At 72.9% G+C, this 15,163-nt stretch carries 14 protein-coding genes; 2 read left to right on the forward strand and 12 right to left on the reverse strand.

The features are described 5' to 3' along the window. Window position 1 precedes the first annotated feature (1 nt). From IE286_RS17190 to IE286_RS17205, 4 genes are read right to left on the reverse strand one after another with little or no spacing between them, the layout of a single operon-like run. Window positions 2-781 carry a CDP-alcohol phosphatidyltransferase family protein gene (locus tag IE286_RS17190; protein WP_189797636.1) on the reverse strand — a complete coding sequence of 260 codons (780 nt, stop codon included), beginning with the start codon at window positions 779-781 and terminating at the stop codon, window positions 2-4. Beyond that, window positions 759-1,820, reverse strand: a complete 1,062-nt coding sequence (locus IE286_RS17195) for an iron-containing alcohol dehydrogenase family protein (RefSeq protein WP_189797637.1) — start codon at window positions 1,818-1,820, stop codon at window positions 759-761. The genes IE286_RS17190 and IE286_RS17195 overlap by 23 nt, the downstream gene beginning before the upstream one ends. Continuing rightward, on the reverse strand, window positions 1,808-2,560 hold the full coding sequence (locus tag IE286_RS17200; RefSeq protein WP_189797638.1) for a phosphocholine cytidylyltransferase family protein: 753 nt from the start codon (window positions 2,558-2,560) through the stop codon (window positions 1,808-1,810). Before IE286_RS17200 ends, IE286_RS17195 begins: the two co-directional genes overlap by 13 nt. Next, entirely contained in the window at window positions 2,557-4,413 is a 1,857-nt protein-coding gene (locus tag IE286_RS17205) for a DUF5941 domain-containing protein (protein WP_189797639.1), read from the reverse strand. The genes IE286_RS17200 and IE286_RS17205 overlap by 4 nt, the downstream gene beginning before the upstream one ends. 466 nt (window positions 4,414-4,879) lie before the next feature. Between IE286_RS17205 and IE286_RS17210 the strand changes: the two genes are divergently transcribed. Both IE286_RS17210 and idi read left to right on the forward strand, forming a co-directional pair. Then, window positions 4,880-5,812, forward strand: a complete 933-nt coding sequence (locus IE286_RS17210) for a cation diffusion facilitator family transporter (RefSeq protein ID WP_189797640.1) — start codon at window positions 4,880-4,882, stop codon at window positions 5,810-5,812. A 222-nt stretch (window positions 5,813-6,034) separates the two neighbouring features. After that, window positions 6,035-6,628, forward strand: coding sequence for an isopentenyl-diphosphate Delta-isomerase (gene idi, locus IE286_RS17215; RefSeq protein WP_189797641.1), 594 nt, complete (start codon window positions 6,035-6,037; stop codon window positions 6,626-6,628). Between the two features lie 107 nt (window positions 6,629-6,735). On the opposite strand, the gene IE286_RS17220 is transcribed toward idi, so the two are convergent. The 8 genes from IE286_RS17220 to IE286_RS17255 all read right to left on the reverse strand — a co-directional run bounded on the left by IE286_RS17220 (window position 6,736) and on the right by IE286_RS17255 (window position 14,969). Then, a complete protein-coding gene (locus IE286_RS17220; RefSeq protein WP_189797721.1) occupies window positions 6,736-7,239 on the reverse strand; it encodes an ATP-binding protein in 504 nt (167 codons plus the stop codon). 305 nt (window positions 7,240-7,544) lie between these two features. Then, window positions 7,545-8,183 carry an HD domain-containing protein gene (locus tag IE286_RS17225; RefSeq protein ID WP_189797642.1) on the reverse strand — a complete coding sequence of 213 codons (639 nt, stop codon included), beginning with the start codon at window positions 8,181-8,183 and terminating at the stop codon, window positions 7,545-7,547. Window positions 8,184-8,421: 238 nt separating this feature from the next. Continuing rightward, window positions 8,422-9,723 (reverse strand): MFS transporter, encoded by a 1,302-nt coding sequence (locus IE286_RS17230; RefSeq protein WP_189797643.1) that lies wholly within the window; start codon window positions 9,721-9,723, stop codon window positions 8,422-8,424. A gap of 39 nt (window positions 9,724-9,762) precedes the next feature. After that, window positions 9,763-11,226: an MmgE/PrpD family protein gene (locus IE286_RS17235; protein ID WP_189797644.1), complete on the reverse strand. Its 1,464-nt coding sequence runs from the start codon at window positions 11,224-11,226 to the stop codon at window positions 9,763-9,765. Further along, window positions 11,226-12,053, reverse strand: coding sequence for a cyclase family protein (locus IE286_RS17240; RefSeq protein ID WP_189797645.1), 828 nt, complete (start codon window positions 12,051-12,053; stop codon window positions 11,226-11,228). The genes IE286_RS17235 and IE286_RS17240 overlap by 1 nt, the downstream gene beginning before the upstream one ends. A gap of 50 nt (window positions 12,054-12,103) precedes the next feature. Next, on the reverse strand, window positions 12,104-12,934 hold the full coding sequence (locus IE286_RS17245) for an HpcH/HpaI aldolase/citrate lyase family protein (RefSeq protein ID WP_189797646.1): 831 nt from the start codon (window positions 12,932-12,934) through the stop codon (window positions 12,104-12,106). Further along, window positions 12,931-14,148 (reverse strand): CaiB/BaiF CoA transferase family protein, encoded by a 1,218-nt coding sequence (locus IE286_RS17250; RefSeq protein ID WP_189797647.1) that lies wholly within the window; start codon window positions 14,146-14,148, stop codon window positions 12,931-12,933. Before IE286_RS17250 ends, IE286_RS17245 begins: the two co-directional genes overlap by 4 nt. Beyond that, window positions 14,145-14,969 carry an IclR family transcriptional regulator gene (locus IE286_RS17255; protein ID WP_189797648.1) on the reverse strand — a complete coding sequence of 275 codons (825 nt, stop codon included), beginning with the start codon at window positions 14,967-14,969 and terminating at the stop codon, window positions 14,145-14,147. The genes IE286_RS17250 and IE286_RS17255 overlap by 4 nt, the downstream gene beginning before the upstream one ends. Between the last annotated feature and the right edge of the window lie 194 nt (window positions 14,970-15,163).

Here is a 15,163-nt window from a genome sequence, read left to right on the forward strand (position 1 = left end):
CTCACCGCAGCCTGCTGGAGGCGAGGACGGACACCAGGTGCAGCAGCGTCTGCAGCAGCGCGATCGCGGCGAGCACCGCGGTGCCGAGCCTGGTGAAGAACAGATCGCCCCGGACCTGGTCGACGACGGCGAGGACCAGGATCAGCAGCGAGGCCTCGATGCCGAGGATCAGCCGGTGGAACTTCAGCGCGGCCGCGGCGCGCCGGGCCAGGGCCACCTTGGAGGACCGCGGCTCGGCGGCGGCCTCCTTCACCGGCGGCAGCCCGGCCTGGTGGCGGGCGACGCCGACCAGGTCGGTCTCGGCCTTGATCAGGATCGCGCCGAGCGCGGCCAGCGTGCCGAGGAAGGCCCACACCCAGTGGATCCGTCCGGGACCCCACAGATCGGCGGCGCGCAGGCCGAGGCCGACCAGCACGGCGGCGTCCGTCAGGTAGGCCCCGACCCGGTCGAGGTAGACCCCGCTCAGGGAGAACTGCTGCTTCCAGCGGGCCACTTCTCCGTCGACGCAGTCCAGCAGCAGGTACAGCTGGACGGCGACCACGCCGAGCACCGCGCCGGGGATCCCGGGCACGAGCAGGGCCGGGGCGGCCAGCACGCCGAACAGGGTCATCAGGTAGGTGAGCTGGTTGGGCGTGACCCTGGTGCCCACCAGATGGCGGCTGACGCGCAAGGACACCTCGCGCATGTACAGGCGTCCCGCCCAGTGCTCCCCGCTGCGCCGGTCCTTGACCCCGGCGGGGTGGACGACCGGTCTCAGTTCAGCTACCGATGGCCTTGACATAGTCGGCGTAGATGTCCTTGATCTGCTCGGTCGTGAGGTCGAGGTGTTCGAGAATCGTGTAGCGGCCGGGCCGGGTCTCGGGAGCGAACTCCACGACCCGGACGAACTCCTCGGCGCTGAAGCCGATCTCCTCCGGCAGCACGGGCAGCCCGTGCCCGCGCAGTACCCGGGCGATCTGGGCCGACTGTTCGTGGGCCCCGCGCAGGTGCATGGCGAAGGCCGCGCCGAGGCCCACCTGTTCGCCATGGCTCGCGGCCCGCTGCGGGTACAGCAGGTCGAAGGAGTGGCTGATCTCGTGGCAGGCGCCGGAGGAGGGGCGGGAGTCGCCGGAGACGGACATCGCGATGCCGGTGAGGACCAGCGCCTCGGCGAGCACCTGCAGGAAGTCCTGGTCGCCGATGCCGCCGGGGTGCCGCAGCACGGCCTCGCCTGCCTGGCGGGCCATGGCCGCGGCCAGGCCGTCGACCTTCTCTCCGTTGACGCGCTGGGACAGCTCCCAGTCGGCGACCGCGGAGATGTTCGACACCACGTCGCCGATGCCCGAGCGCACGAAGCGCGCCGGAGCCTGACGGATCACGTCCAGGTCGATGACCACCGCGATCGGGTTCGGCACCCCGTAGGAGCCGCGCCCCGCGTCGTTGTCCAGGGTGGCCACCGGGGAGCACAGGCCGTCGTGCGCCAGGTTGGTGGGCACGGCCACCAGGGGCAGCCCGACCCGCGCGGCGGCGAACTTGGCACAGTCGATGATCTTGCCGCCGCCCAGGCCGACGACGGCGTCGTAGCGGCCGGACTTGATCTGCCCGGCCAGCCTCACCGCGTCGTCGAGGGTGCCGCCGCCCACCTCGTACCAGCTCGCACCCGGCAGCGAGGGAGCGATCCGCTCCCGCAGCCGGGCCCCGGAGCCGCCGCTGACCGCCACGGCCAGCCGCCCGGACTGCGACACGCGTTCGTCGGCGAGGACGCTCGCGAGGTCGTTCAGCGCGCCCGCGCGGATGTCGACGGCGACCGGGGAGGGGATGAGGCGGGTCAGTACCGGCACGCGATCTCCCGGCCCTTGGCGAGGTCGTCGTGGTTGTCGATCTCCACCCACTCGACGTCGCCGATCGGCGCCACGTCGATCGTGAAGCCGCGGTCGACCAGCTCCTGGTAGCCGTCCTCGTAGTACAGCTGCGGGTCGCGCTCGAAGGTGGCCTTCAGCGCGTCGGCCAGCTCCGCGGCCGCCTCGGCCTCGATCAGGGTGACGCCGATGTACTCGCCGGTGGCCTCCGCGGGGTCCATCAGCTTGGTGATCTTCCGGACGCCCTTGCCGGGGTCGGCGACGACCTTCATCTCCTCGTCGGCGAGCTGCTTGACGGTGTCCAGCGCGAGGATGATCTTCTTGCCGTCACCGCGGGCGGCCAGCAGGGTCTTCTCCACGGAGACCGGGTGGACGGTGTCGCCGTTGGCGAGCAGGACGCCCTCCTTCAGGGCGTCACGGCCGCACCACAGGGAGTAGGCGTTGTTCCACTCCTCGGCCTTGTCGTTGTCGATCAGCGTGAGCCTCAGGCCGTACTTCTTCTCCAGGGCTTCCTTGCGCTCGTACACGGCCTCCTTGCGGTAGCCCACGATGATCGCGACCTCGGTCAGGCCGACCTCGGCGAAGTTGCCGAGGGTCAGGTCGAGGACGGTGATGCCGTCCTGTGCGCCCTCGGGCCCCACCGGCACCAGCGCCTTGGGCAGGGTGTCGGTGTAGGGGCGCAGGCGCCGTCCGGCGCCGGCCGCCAGCACGAGGCCGATCATGCGGGTTCTCCTTCGTCGTGTACGGCGGGCTCGCCCCTCAGATGAGAGACCACCCAGAAGCGGATGCTCTCGGCGAGCACCAGCACGGCCACGAGCACGGCGAGGGCCGTGAGCGCGACCTTGAACTGAACAGCGGTGAGCAGTGCGGCGAGCACAGCCACGAGCAGCGTCCGGCCCTCCTGCCCGCCGATCGCGCGCACCAGGCCGGCGGGGGGTGCCCCGGCGCTGCCCCGGATGCGGTACACCGTGTCGTAGTGATGGTAGGCGACGGCCGCCACCAGCCCGTAGGCCGCCGGCAGCGCCCCGTGCACGCCGGCGTGTGCGGCGAGCGCCAGGATCGTGCCGTACTCGGCGGCGCGGAAGAACGGCGGGACGAGCCAGTCCAGTGCGCCCTTGAGCGGGCGGGCGACGGCGAGCGCCGACGTGACGACGTGGACCAGCGCGCCGGCGACGACCCAGGGGCTGCCGGAGCCGGCCAGCGCGGCGGGCACGACGACGGCGAGGCCGCCGAGCAGGGCGAGGGCGGGGGCGGCGATGCCGGGCAGGCGGCGGGCGGGCCGGCGGACGATCCGTGCCAGGACCTCGGCGAGCGGGCCCCGGTCGGCGAGGTCGGCCAGCGCCCGCGCGGCACGGTCGGTGCGGGTGGCCTTGCGGGTCACCGAGCGCAGCAGCCGGCCCGCCGTGGTGTAGGCGGCGGCGACGGCACAGCCGATGAGCAGCACGCAGAAGGTGATGCGCGGGGTGGTGGCCGCGGTGAACACGGCGATCAGCGCCCAGCGCTCGCCGATGGGCAGGACGATCATCCGGCGCGCCCACACGGTCCAGCCGACGCTGTCGAGCCGGTCGGACAGGGCGGCGGTGGGGCTGGTGTTGGCGGTGGCGTCGTGGTTGGCCTCGTTGAAGGAGAAGTCGACCACGTGCCGGCAGGTCTGCAGGACCATGGCGCCGAGAGCGAGGGCCCACACGTCGTCGCCGCCCCGGGCGGCGCCGAGGGCGAGGCCGGCGTAGTAGGCGTACTCCTTGGCCCGGTCGAAGGTGGCGTCCAGCCAGGCGCCGAGCGTGGAGTACTGCAGCGAGTAGCGGGCGAGCTGCCCGTCGGTGCAGTCGAGGACGAACGAGGCGATCAGCAGCACACCGGCGGCGACGAAGCCGCCGCGGGTGCCGGTGGCGGCGCAGGCGGCCGCCACGAGCGCGGTGAGCAGGGAGGCCGTGGTGACCTGGTTGGGGGTCAGGCCGCGGCGGGCGCACCAGCGGGCGATGTAGCGCGAGTACGGGCTGATGCAGAACGTGGTGAAGAAGCCGTCGCGGGCCTTCACCGCCGACTTCAGCCGCACCGCCTCGTCGTCCACGGCGGCCACGGCCTGCCGTGCCTCGGTGCGGGCCTGCGGGTCGGCGGGGACGACGGCGACCAGGCTGCCCAGCTCGGGGCGGTGCACCTCGGCGCCGTCCGCCTCCAGCGCGGCGGCGATCCGGTCGGCCAGGCAGCCGGCCGTGGTGGTGGTACCGCCCTGCCCGGCCGCGGCGGCGAGGCCGGGGGAGGTCCCGCTGCCGGCGGAGGTCTCGCGGGCCATCGCCCGGGTCAGCACCTGCCGGCCGGCCTTCTGCGCGGTCACCGCGCCGGGCACGGCCGCCAGCGGGAAGCGGGGGTCGGTCAGGCCCAGGCGCAGGGCGTGCAGGTGGCCGACGAAGCCGGCGTCGACGACGGCGACGCGCTGGTCACCGGGCACCTGGGCGAGCAGGGTCTCGGCCTCGGCGGCGTCCGCGGCCGTGCGCACGTCGAAGCCCAGGGACCGCAGATCGTCCTCGATCGACGATCCGGGGACCGGCTGACCGGTGAGGATGGCGGTCGACAACCGTACTCACTCCCTGGTGACGACGCCTGACGCGTCGGTCATGTGCATGTTGGGCTACCGCCTGTCACGGGCGCCCGGCGGCATGTCGGCAGAGGCTATCGGATGCCGGGACGTCCGCGTTCACCGCCCGTCCGCGAGCCGGCCGCCCCCCTGCCGCAGCCTGCGCCGCGATCATCATGGGCGATCGGAGCACCGGGCCACAAACTATGGATCAGATCCGAACATTCCCCGCATACGACCGTTCCGGCTGCGCCGGGTGTTCCGGGCGGCCGCGGTCCGCCGGGTCCGGCCGGCCGCGGCACGGGCGGCCGGCGCGGCGTTCGCACCCTGTCCCGCACGGCCCTGACCTGCGCTTCGTTTCCGCAGGTCAGGGCACATGACAACGGTGTTCAGTGCCGCGTTGCCCGATCCCCTGCGGCCGTAGTTGACTGTGAGTCCGGCGGAACACAGGAGGGCGGTCGGACAGATGGGGGCCGGTCACGACCACGGGCACGCGCACGGTGTCCACGGCACGGCTGCGGCGGCGCACCGCGGCACGCTGCGTGCCGCGCTGGTGATCACCCTCACCGTGATGGCGGCGGAGATCGCCGGCGGTGTGCTCGCGGGCTCGCTCGCTCTGGTCGCGGACGCCGCCCACATGGCGACGGACGCTCTCGGCCTCGGCATGGCGCTGCTGGCCATCCACTTCGCGAATCGTCCGGCGACCCGCAACCGCACCTACGGTTACGCCCGGGCCGAGATCCTGGCCGCGCTGGCCAACTGTCTGCTGCTGCTCGGTGTCGGCGGGTATGTCCTGTTCGAGGCCGTCGAGCGGTTCCTCTCCCCGGTCGGCACCGACGGTGCGCTGATGATCTGGTTCGGTCTGTTCGGCCTGGTGGCGAACTCGGTGTCGCTGTCTCTGCTGATGCGCGGCCAGCAGGAGAGCCTCAATGTGCGGGGGGCCTTCCTGGAGGTGGCCTCGGACGCCCTCGGCTCGCTGGCGGTGATGGTCTCGGCGGCGGTGATCCTGCTCACCGGCTGGCAGGCCGCCGACCCGGCCGCCTCGCTCGCCATCGCCCTGCTGATCGTCCCGCGCACCGTCAAGCTGCTGCGTGAGACCCTGGACGTGCTGCTGGAGGCGGCCCCGCAGAACGTCGACATGGCCGCGGTCCGGGCGCACATGCTGGCCCTGGACGGGGTCGAGGACGTGCACGACCTGCACGTGTGGACCATCACCTCGGGGCTTCCGGTACTGTCCGCGCACGTCGTCGTCAGCTCGGAGGTGCTCAGCGCCGTCGGCCACGAGAAGCTGCTGCACGAGCTGCAGGACTGCCTGGGCGACCACTTCGACGTGGAGCACTGCACGTTCCAGCTGGAGCCCGGCGGGCATGCCGAGCACGAGGCGGGTCTGTGCCACTGAGGCGCACACCCACCCGAGCCCGCCGGCGCCCCGGAAGGGGACCCGGGGGGTTCCTCCGGAACCGCGTCGGGCACGATCACCTACCGGGTCCCTGGCGCGGCAACCGGCCGGCGACGGGCGCCGCCCACGGCTGTGTGGGACATGCGGTGCGCCGACAAGCGCCGGGAGTGCCGGATTCGTGCGGCAGACTTGGGGGCTCGAGGACCGATGCGAAGGATGGGTATGCCGATCACACCTGCCACCGCGACGCACAGCTCGTCGAACGGGACCGCGGACGCGATTTTGCTCGAACTCGTCGACGAGGACGGCGTGACGATCGGCACCGCGGAAAAGCTCGCCGCCCATCAGCCGCCGGGCCGGCTGCACCGGGCGTTCTCGGTGTTCCTCTTCGACGACCGGGGACGGCTGCTGCTGCAGCAGCGGGCGCTCGGCAAGTACCACTCCCCCGGTGTGTGGTCCAACACCTGCTGCGGCCACCCCTACCCCGGTGAGGCGCCGTTCGCGGCGGCGGCCCGGCGCACCTACGAGGAGCTGGGGATCTCGCCGGCGCTGCTGACCGAGGCCGGAACGGTGCGCTACAACCACCCGGATCCGCTGTCGGGCCTGGTGGAGCAGGAGTACAACCACCTGTTCGTCGGTCTGGTGCGCGCCCCGCTGCACCCGGACCCGGACGAGGTCGGCGACACCGCGTTCGTGACCCCCGAGGAGCTGGCGAAGCGGCACGCCCGGGATGCGTTCTCGTCGTGGTTCATGACCGTTCTGGACGCCGCCCGGCCGGCGATCCGCGAGCTGACGGGCACCGCCGCGGGCTGGTGAGCCCCGGCCGGGTGCCGTCCCGCGCCGCCGGCCGCGCGCGGCCGGGACGGGCGCGGCCGTGCTGCCGCAGCGGACGGAGCGCCCGGCAACAGGCGGGCCCGCGCCGGCTACCGGCCGGGCCCGAACGGCAGGGCGGCCCAGATCACCTTGCCGCCGCTCGCCGTGTGCTCGACACCGCACACTCCGCCCGCCTCCCGGGCGATCTCCTGGACCAGCAGCAGGCCGCGGCCCCCGGTGCGCCCGTGGTCGGTGTGCAGGGCGCTGGGCCGGTAGGGGTGGTTGTCCTCCACGGACACCCGCAGCCACTCGGGGCCGACGGCGACCTCGACGGCGAGCATCGGCGACAGCAGCGCCGCGTGCCGTACGGCGTTGGTGACCAGCTCGGAGACGATCAGCAGCAGTCCGTGGACCAGGACTTCGGAGACGGGCACGCCCTGGCGCCGCAGCAGGTCGCGCACGGCGTGCCGGGCCTGCGGGACGGAGGCGTCGACGGTGGGCGCGGTGAAGCGCCACACCCCCTCGTAGGGTGCCGGGTCCGGCGGCCGGGCACCGGGTGAGGCCGCCGCTCCTCCCGGCGGACGCGGGCCGCCGTCGCACCCGTGCTCGTCCATGCTCCAGTCGCCGTCCTCGCGCTCGGTGGTCGCCACACGTCGAGTCTTGGTAACGCAGCGCTCGGTTCCCAGGACTGACCACAAGTGCACGGATTTCCCGCATTTACCGACCGTTACTGTGCATCCGGCACCCGCGTGTGACCGTTGCTGTCCGGTCCGCACCGCTTGGGCACCACGCCGCTTTTTCGGTCGCCCACCCCGGCGACGACGGCACGGGCCGGTGCGGCGACGGGGCGTGACGGCCGGCGGCCGGGACGGCGGCAGCGGCGGCACCGCTGCGACGCCGCTGCGGACGCCGTGCCGGGTCAGGTGGGCCAGGGGGCGTTCAGGACCCGCTCGACCATGCTGGTGCGGCGGAATCCGGGGACGAAATGCTCCAGCACGTCCGCGTTGACCGTGCCGTACGTGGTGTCGGGGCGGTGCCGGAGCCCCTCGGCGAACAGACGCAGGAACCGCTGTTTGAAGGCGCCGCGCGGATGGGCCGCGACGATCTCGTCGACCCGGTCGCGGTCCAGCTGGTCGAGGCGCAGGCCGACCGCGTCGGTGAGCACGCCGGCGTTCAACGCCGCCGTCTCCGGTCCCAGGCGGGCGGGGATCCCCGGCGTGGTGTGCAGCGCGACGGCCGACCAGACCACCTCGGCGGACCTCTCCGGGAAGCCGCGGTCGAGCAGGAACGCCCGTGCGTGGTCGGCGCCGTCGAGCTCGAAGCGCTGGGGAGTGGCGGAGAAGGGGACGGCAAGTCCCGTGTCGTGGAACATCGCCGCCACGTAGAGCAGCTCGGGATCCGGCGTGAGGCCGAGCGCTCGCGCGTGCCGGGACGCGAACAGGAAGACGCGTCTGGAGTGGTGGTACAGCAGGGGGTCGCCGGTCTCCTGCAGGAAGCGGGCGGCCTGTATCGCGACCGCGGTGTCCGGGAGGTCCACTCCCGCGATGGTCTCGCTCATGACGCCGGTGCTTTCCCTGGGCCCGTGTGAGCGCCGGGACGTGCGCTCCCACTCTCCACGGTGCGGCCCGGCGACGTCCCGCGCCATCCGGCCGGGCCGCCGCGGACGGGACGGATGCCGGCAGGGCGTATGCCGGCAGGGCGTATGCCGGCAGGGCGTATGCCGGCAGGGCGTATGCCGGCAGGGCCCGCCCGGGAGCCCCGCGTACGGCGGATCTCCCGGGCGGGCGGCAGACGGCTCAGCTCGCCACCAGGTCGGGCTTGCCGCCCGACGCGGTGTCCGCCGGGCGACGGTCCCGCTGGGGCAGGACCAGCATCGAGCCCGCGCCGATCACCGCCAGGACGGTCATCACGACGAAGCCACTGGAGAAGCTGCCGGTGGAGGAGACGATGAAGCCCATGACGGACGGCGCGACGATGCCGGACAGGGCGAACGCCGCGTCGGCGAACCCCGCGGCGACACCGGGTTGCGCCGGCACCGCGTCGATGGCCGCGACCCACCAGATGCCGCCGGTGACGAAGCCCAGGCCGACCCCGACCGAGATGAAGGTGACCGAGACCGTCAGCGACGGAGCCACCACGATCGGGACGAGGGCGGCGCCGGACAGCAGCAGGGCCACGCCCATGATGGTCAGCCGGGAGCGGGGGCTGCCGGTGCGGGCGAAGACCCGGTCGGTGATCACACCGCCGAGGAGCGCGCCCACCACACCGGCCGCCCACGGTGCCACGGTGAACAGGCCGACGGCGGTGATGCTCAGCCCGTACTCCGAGGACAGGTAGTCGGGCAGCCAGTACATGAAGCCCCAGAACATGAAGCCCCAGGCGAAGTAGCCGACCGCGATGATCCACAGATTGCGGTTGGTGAGCACGGGACGCCAGTGCACCCGCCCCTTGGAGGAACGTTCCTCCTCCAGCTGGCCGGCGGCGATGTGCGCGCGTTCCCACTCCGACACCCGGCTGTGCTCCTCAGGAGTGTTCCACAGCAGCACCCAGGCGGCGGCGAACCACAACGCGCCGAGGACCGCGAGCACCCAGAACATGCCGCGCCAGCCCACGCCCGAGATCAGCTGCGTGACCAGCGGGCCGCCGATCAGCAGCGAGCCGGCCACGGCGACACCGCCGACCATGGCGAGCGCGACCCCGCGTTCCTTCTGCGGCAGCCAGCGGCTGACGGTGCGGGTCGCCGCCGGGAAACCCGGGCCCTCACCGGCGCCGAGAATCACCCGTGCCACGAACAGCCCGATGAACGAGCCGGAGACCGGGGTCACCGCGGTGACCACCGACCAGATGGCCACACCCACCAGCAGGATGCGCCGCGCGCCGTAGCGGTCCACCAGCGGTCCCGCGGCGAACGCGAACACCATGTAGCCGACGGAGAACGCGCTGCTGATCAGACCGTACTGGGACTTGCTGATGCCGAACGCCTCGGAGAGCGGGTCCACGGCGTAGCTGACCGCGCTGCGGTCGATGTAGTTGATGACGATGAGGGCGACGATCAGTCCGAGTGTCAGCCACCGGACGTGGGAACGCGAGGATCTCATGGGTTCACCTCGGGGAGGGGATGGGGAGTCGGCGACGGCTCAGGTGCCGTCCGCCACCGCGGACAGGGCGCGGGTCAGCTCCGCGGTGTCCGGGGCCGTTGCGATGTGCCATACCGTGTCGGCCAGTGCTCTGACAGCCCGCTCGTCACCCGTGCCGAGGGTGTTGGCGTAGAACTTCGCGGTGAGTTCCATGGCGTCGAGAGGGTTTTCGGGGCTTCCCCTGTTCACCATGACCCGTTCGGTCACGGTGGTGCCGTCGTCCAGTTCCGCGGTGAGTACGGCCGGGAACTGGTGCGGGAAGACGGCGGTGCACTCCTCGTCCGCGACGCAGGTCACGCGTGCGGCGAGGGCCAGGCGGGCGGGGTCGGCCGCCGCCTCGTCGGTGAAGTCCTCGTGGAACACACCGAGTCCGTGGCCCGGTTCCCCCGGCCGGGCCAGCAGTCCGGCGGCCACCGTGTAGGGGCCGCTGAACGCCGCGTGGTAGCCCGAGCGCGGACGGGCCTTCTCGGCCGCCGGCTCCGCGATGGTGCGCAGCACGGGTGCCGGAACACCCAGAGTCAGCCGCGCGATGCGCTCGGGATCGACCCCGCGGGCGCGCAGCCGCATGGCCGCGTCCACGCCCGCGTGGGTGAAGTGGTTGCAGGGATAGGGCTTGATGAACAGCCGGGACAGCTCCCAGCGTTCGCCGAGCTGCTGCGTCGTCTCGGCGACGACGGTGTCCGCGTCGAAGCGGTCGCCGCAGAACGCCTGGAAGAAACCGAAGCGGCCCTCCAGGACGGTGGGCGGGCCGGTCAGCCCGAGCCGGGCCATGTCCGCGGCCACGACACCGGCGTGGGCGGCCCAGCCGCAGTGCACACGTTTGACGGTGCCTCCGGTGCGGTTGGCCTCGATGATGCCGGACCCCATGCTCGCGGCGATGCCGATGGCGGAGCAGATGCCGTCGGCGTCCAGGCCGCGCAGCATGGCCGCCGCGACGGCCGCGCCGATCGCCCCGCAGATCGCGGTGGCGTGCAGACCCCGGTCGAAGAAGACCGAGTTGCCGAGGTCCGCGTCGTACTGGGCCATGCCGAGCCGGCAGGTGACCTCGATGCCGACGGCCCCGGCGGCCAGCAGCTGCGCGCCGCTCGCGCCGACGGCCTCGGCGGTGGCCAGGGCGGTGGGCAGCACGGACGCCGAGGGGTGCAGGACGGACGGCAGGTGGGTGTCGTCGAAGTCCAGGCTGTGCGCGAGGGTGCCGTTGACCAGGGCCGCCGACGGGGCGGGCAGCCGGGTCGCGGACCCGATGACGGTGGCGGCGGGTGTGCCGCCCCATTCGCGGGTCAGTTCCCGCACGGCGGCCCCGGGCCGCTGGGACAGGGCGGCGAGGCTGTTGCCGATCAGGTCCAGCAGGTGGCCGGTGACCTTGTCGCGCAGCCCGTCGGGCAGGCCGGTGTCCCGGACGGACACGGCGAACGCGGCGAGCTGCTGGGCGGCGGTCGGCTGGGGGCTGGAGGCAGTGGTCATCAGGCCACCACCGCGATCGGGCGGATCGGGGAGCCGGTGCCGCCGACGATCCGCAGCGGGGCGACGATGAACAGGAACTCGTGCACGCCGGCGGCGGACAGGTCCTCCAGGGCCAGGTGTTCCATGATGTAGATGCCGTGGTCGACCAGGAGCAGCCGGTGCACCGGCAGCACGCTGTGCCCGGCGCCCGGGGGTATCCGCTCGCAGGCGGTGGTGTCGCAGCCGACGGCGCGCACCCCGCGTTCGGCGAGCCAGGCGCCCGCGTCCTCGGTGATGCCGGGGACGCCGGACTCCTTGCCCAGGTAGGCGACCGGGTCGTCGAAGTGGCGGGCCCAGCCGGTGCGGACCACGGCGACGTCGCCCCGGCGCGGCTCGGCGCCGCCCAGCTCGGCCGCCTTCTCCAGGTCGGCCGCGGTCACCCCGTAGCCGCCGGGGAGGGTGTCGGTGCCCAGGGCCGCGGCCACGTCGAGCAGCACGCCGCGGGTCACCATCGCCGGGGTGCGTTCGGCGCCGTGCACGGAGAAGGAGCCGCCGGCCTGTGCCTCGGCCGCGTCGACGCCGCCGTGCAGCAGGCCGTTGTGGCTGACATGGGACAGGGCGTCGATGTGGGTGCCGACATGGCCGCCGGTGATGATCACCTCGTTGGCGGCGGATCCGCCGTCGGGGCGGACCATGTCGCCGTGCCGGCGGGCCAGGGTCATGCGGAAGCCGGGGTGGTTGGGCGAGCACGGCATGCCGGTGAACAGCGGCTGGCCGAGTTCGATGATGCGCGGGTCGCTCGGCAGCGCGGCGAGCAGCGGGTTCGAGGTGTGCGGAACGGAGGTCATGACCTGCCTTGCCTGGATGTGGTGGGGGTGTGGGCGGGAAGCCGGTGGTGTCAGCCGGCGAGGTCGAGCACCCAGCGGGCGCGGGCCACGACCGCGGGGTCGACGAACCGGCCGCGGTCGTCGAGCCAGGCCGCGCTGCCCGCGTCCTCGGCGCGGCGCAGCGAGTCGAGGAGCCGGCGGGCGTCCTCGACCTGTTCCGGCCGCGGGGTGAAGGCGGCGTTGACCGGGGGGATCTGCCGGGGGTGGATGACGGACCGGCCGAAGAAGCCGTGTGCGTGGGCGCGCCGGGTGTCGGCGGTGAGGCCGTCGAGGTCGGCGACGTCGGTCCACACGCTCTGGACGGGGCCGGGAAGGCCGGCGGCGCGTGCGGCGTTGACGAGGCGGGCGCGGGCCCAGTCGAGGGCGCCGGCATCGCTCACCCGCAGGTCGGCGGCGAGGTCCGCCTCGCCCAGCGAGAGCAGGGCGACCTGGGGTGCGGCGGTGGCCAGGGCGAAGGCGCGTTCCACTCCGAGGGCCGTCTCGAACAGCAGGTGCAGCGGGGCGTCGATGCGGCCGAGCACTGCCCGGATCTCCTCGGGGCTCTCGCACTTGGGCAGCCGCAGTCCCTGCACGGGGGTGCCGGCGAGGGCGTCGAGGTCGGCGCGGCCTTCCAGGGTGCGGACCGGGTTGACGCGTATCCACAGCGGTTTGGGCCAGGTGGCGGTCACGGCCTCGACGGCGTGGGCGCGGGCCTCGTCCTTGCGGCCGGCGGGGACGGAGTCCTCCAGGTCGAGGACGACGGCGTCGGCGTCGCCCGCCATCGCCTTGTCGAGCAGGCCGGGTCGGGTCGCGGGCACGTACAGCCAGGACCGTGCGGCGCCGACCGCCCGCGGGGCGGTCATACGATGCCCCGTTCGGCCAGTGCGGCCAGCTCGTCGGCACTCACGCCGTAGCGGCCGAGGATTTCCGCGGTGTCGCGGCCCTTGCGCGGGCCGGGCCAGCGGACGGCTCCGGGGGTGTCGCTGAGGCGGAAGGGGACGTTCTGGAAGCGGATGGTGCCGAGTTCCTCGTCCTCCACCGTGGTGATGGTCTGAAGGGCCTGGAACTGCGGGTCCTCGAAGATGTCGCGCATGTCGTAGATCGGTGCGACGGCGGCCTGGGCCTCCTCGAAGGCGGCGACGACCTCGCTGCGGGTGCGTTCGGCGATCCAGGAGCCGACCGCCTCGTCCAGTTCGTCCGCGTGCCGGGCGCGTTCGGCGCCGGAGGCGAACCAGGGTTCGTCCACGTACTCGGGGTGCCCGACCAGGCGCATGACGCGTTCCGCGATGGACTGGGCGCTGGTGGAGACGGCGACCCAACTGCCGTCCTTGGTGCGGTAGATGTTGCGCGGGGCGTTGTTCACGGACCGGTTGCCGGTGCGCGGCTGGAGCTCGCCGAGCTGGTCGTAGGCGATGGCCTGCGGACCGAGCAGCGTGATCATCGGTTCGATGATCGCCAGGTCGAGCACCTGCCCGCGGCCGGTGCGCTCGCGGGCGTGCAGCGCGGTCATGATGCCGAAGGCGGCGGTGAGCGCGGAGATGCCGTCGGCGAGCCCGAAGGGCGGCAGGGTCGGCGGCCCGTCGGGCTGGCCGGTGATGGCGGCGAAGCCGCTCATGGCCTCGGCCAGGGTGCCGAACCCGGGCCGCTGGGCGTACGGGCCGGTCTGGCCGAAGCCGGTGATGCGGGCGAGGACGAGACGGGGGTTGATCTCGGAGAGGGTGTCGTAGCCCAGGCCCCAGCGTTCCAGGGTGCCCGGGCGGAAGTTCTCGATGACGACGTCCGCGTCCGCGACCATGCGGCGGAAGATGTCCTGCCCTTCGGGGCTGCCCAGGTAGAGGGTGATGGCCTTCTTGTTGCGGGAGAGCATCTTCCACCACAGGCCGACGCCGTCCTTGCTCGCCCCGTGGCTGCGCACCGGATCGCCCTTGGGGTGCTCGATCTTGGTGACGTCGGCGCCGAAGTCGGCGAGCAGGGTGGCCGCGAGGGGCCCGGCGAAGAGGGTGGCGATGTCCAGCACCTTGATGCCGGCGAGCGCCGCGCCGGGGGCGTCCGGGACAGCGGGTGAGGTGTCGGTCATGGGGATCCTTCCGTTGTCGCGTGCGGAAAGGCCTTGGCGGCGGGTGTGCCGGGGCCGTCGCCGGTCCAGCCGAGTGCGGCGGAGATCTCCCGCGCCGCCGCGACCACGCCGGGTGCGCAGGCGCTGACGAACTGCGGGGTGAACCGTGAGCGCGGGCCGCACACGGACACCGAGCCGAGGACGTCGCCGTCCAGCCCGAACACCGGCGAGGCGACGGAACCGGCGTCCGCCTGGCGCTCGCCCTGCGAGCTGGCGTAGCCGAGCTCCCTGATCTCCTTCAGTTCGGCGCGGAGCGCGTCGGGGTCGGTGCGCGTGCTGTCGGTCAGGGCGGACAGGCCGGCGGTGAGGATCTGCTCGCGCCGCTCCGCGGGCAGGAACGCGAGGATGCACTTGCCCGAGGAGCCCGCGTGCAGCGGGAACCTGCGCCCGAGGTCCACGGTCATCTTCACCTCGTGGGTGCTGACGATCTGGTCGATGTAGGCGCGTCCGCCGGGCACGAGCGCGGTGAGGGTCACCGTCTCCCGGGTCTGCTCGTGGAGCCGGCGGAGGGTGTCCGCGGCCACGGCCCTCAGGTCCAGCTCGCGCAGGGCGCGGGCGCCGAGGGCCGCGGCGGTGGGGCCGAGACGGTACAGCCGGGTCTCCTGGTCCAGCGCCACCATGCCGCGGGCGACGAGGGTCTGCAGGATGCGGTGCACCACGGCCTTGCTCAGGCCGAGTTCACGGGCGATCTGCGAGACGCCGAGTTCGTCGGGTCCGTCGGTGAACAGCAGCAGGACGTCGATGACGCGGCCTGCGGTCTCGGTTCCGGGTTGAGTCGTCATGGGCCCATTCTCACCTGCCCGTTGCCTGGCGGCCGGGGGCCTCTCTGCGAGCGATCACGTTTTCTGTACCGCTCAATGGAACAACAGAGAAGCATCGCTCTCCGGCGAGGTCAAGGCCCTCTCCCCAGTGATTTCCAGGTTTCCTGGCGTTTACAAAGAGGGTATTGACGGGTTCCGCTCGGCACTGACAGCAT

The organism is Streptomyces thermodiastaticus, assembly GCF_014656135.1.
In the GTDB taxonomy this organism is placed as follows: domain Bacteria; phylum Actinomycetota; class Actinomycetes; order Streptomycetales; family Streptomycetaceae; genus Streptomyces; species Streptomyces thermodiastaticus.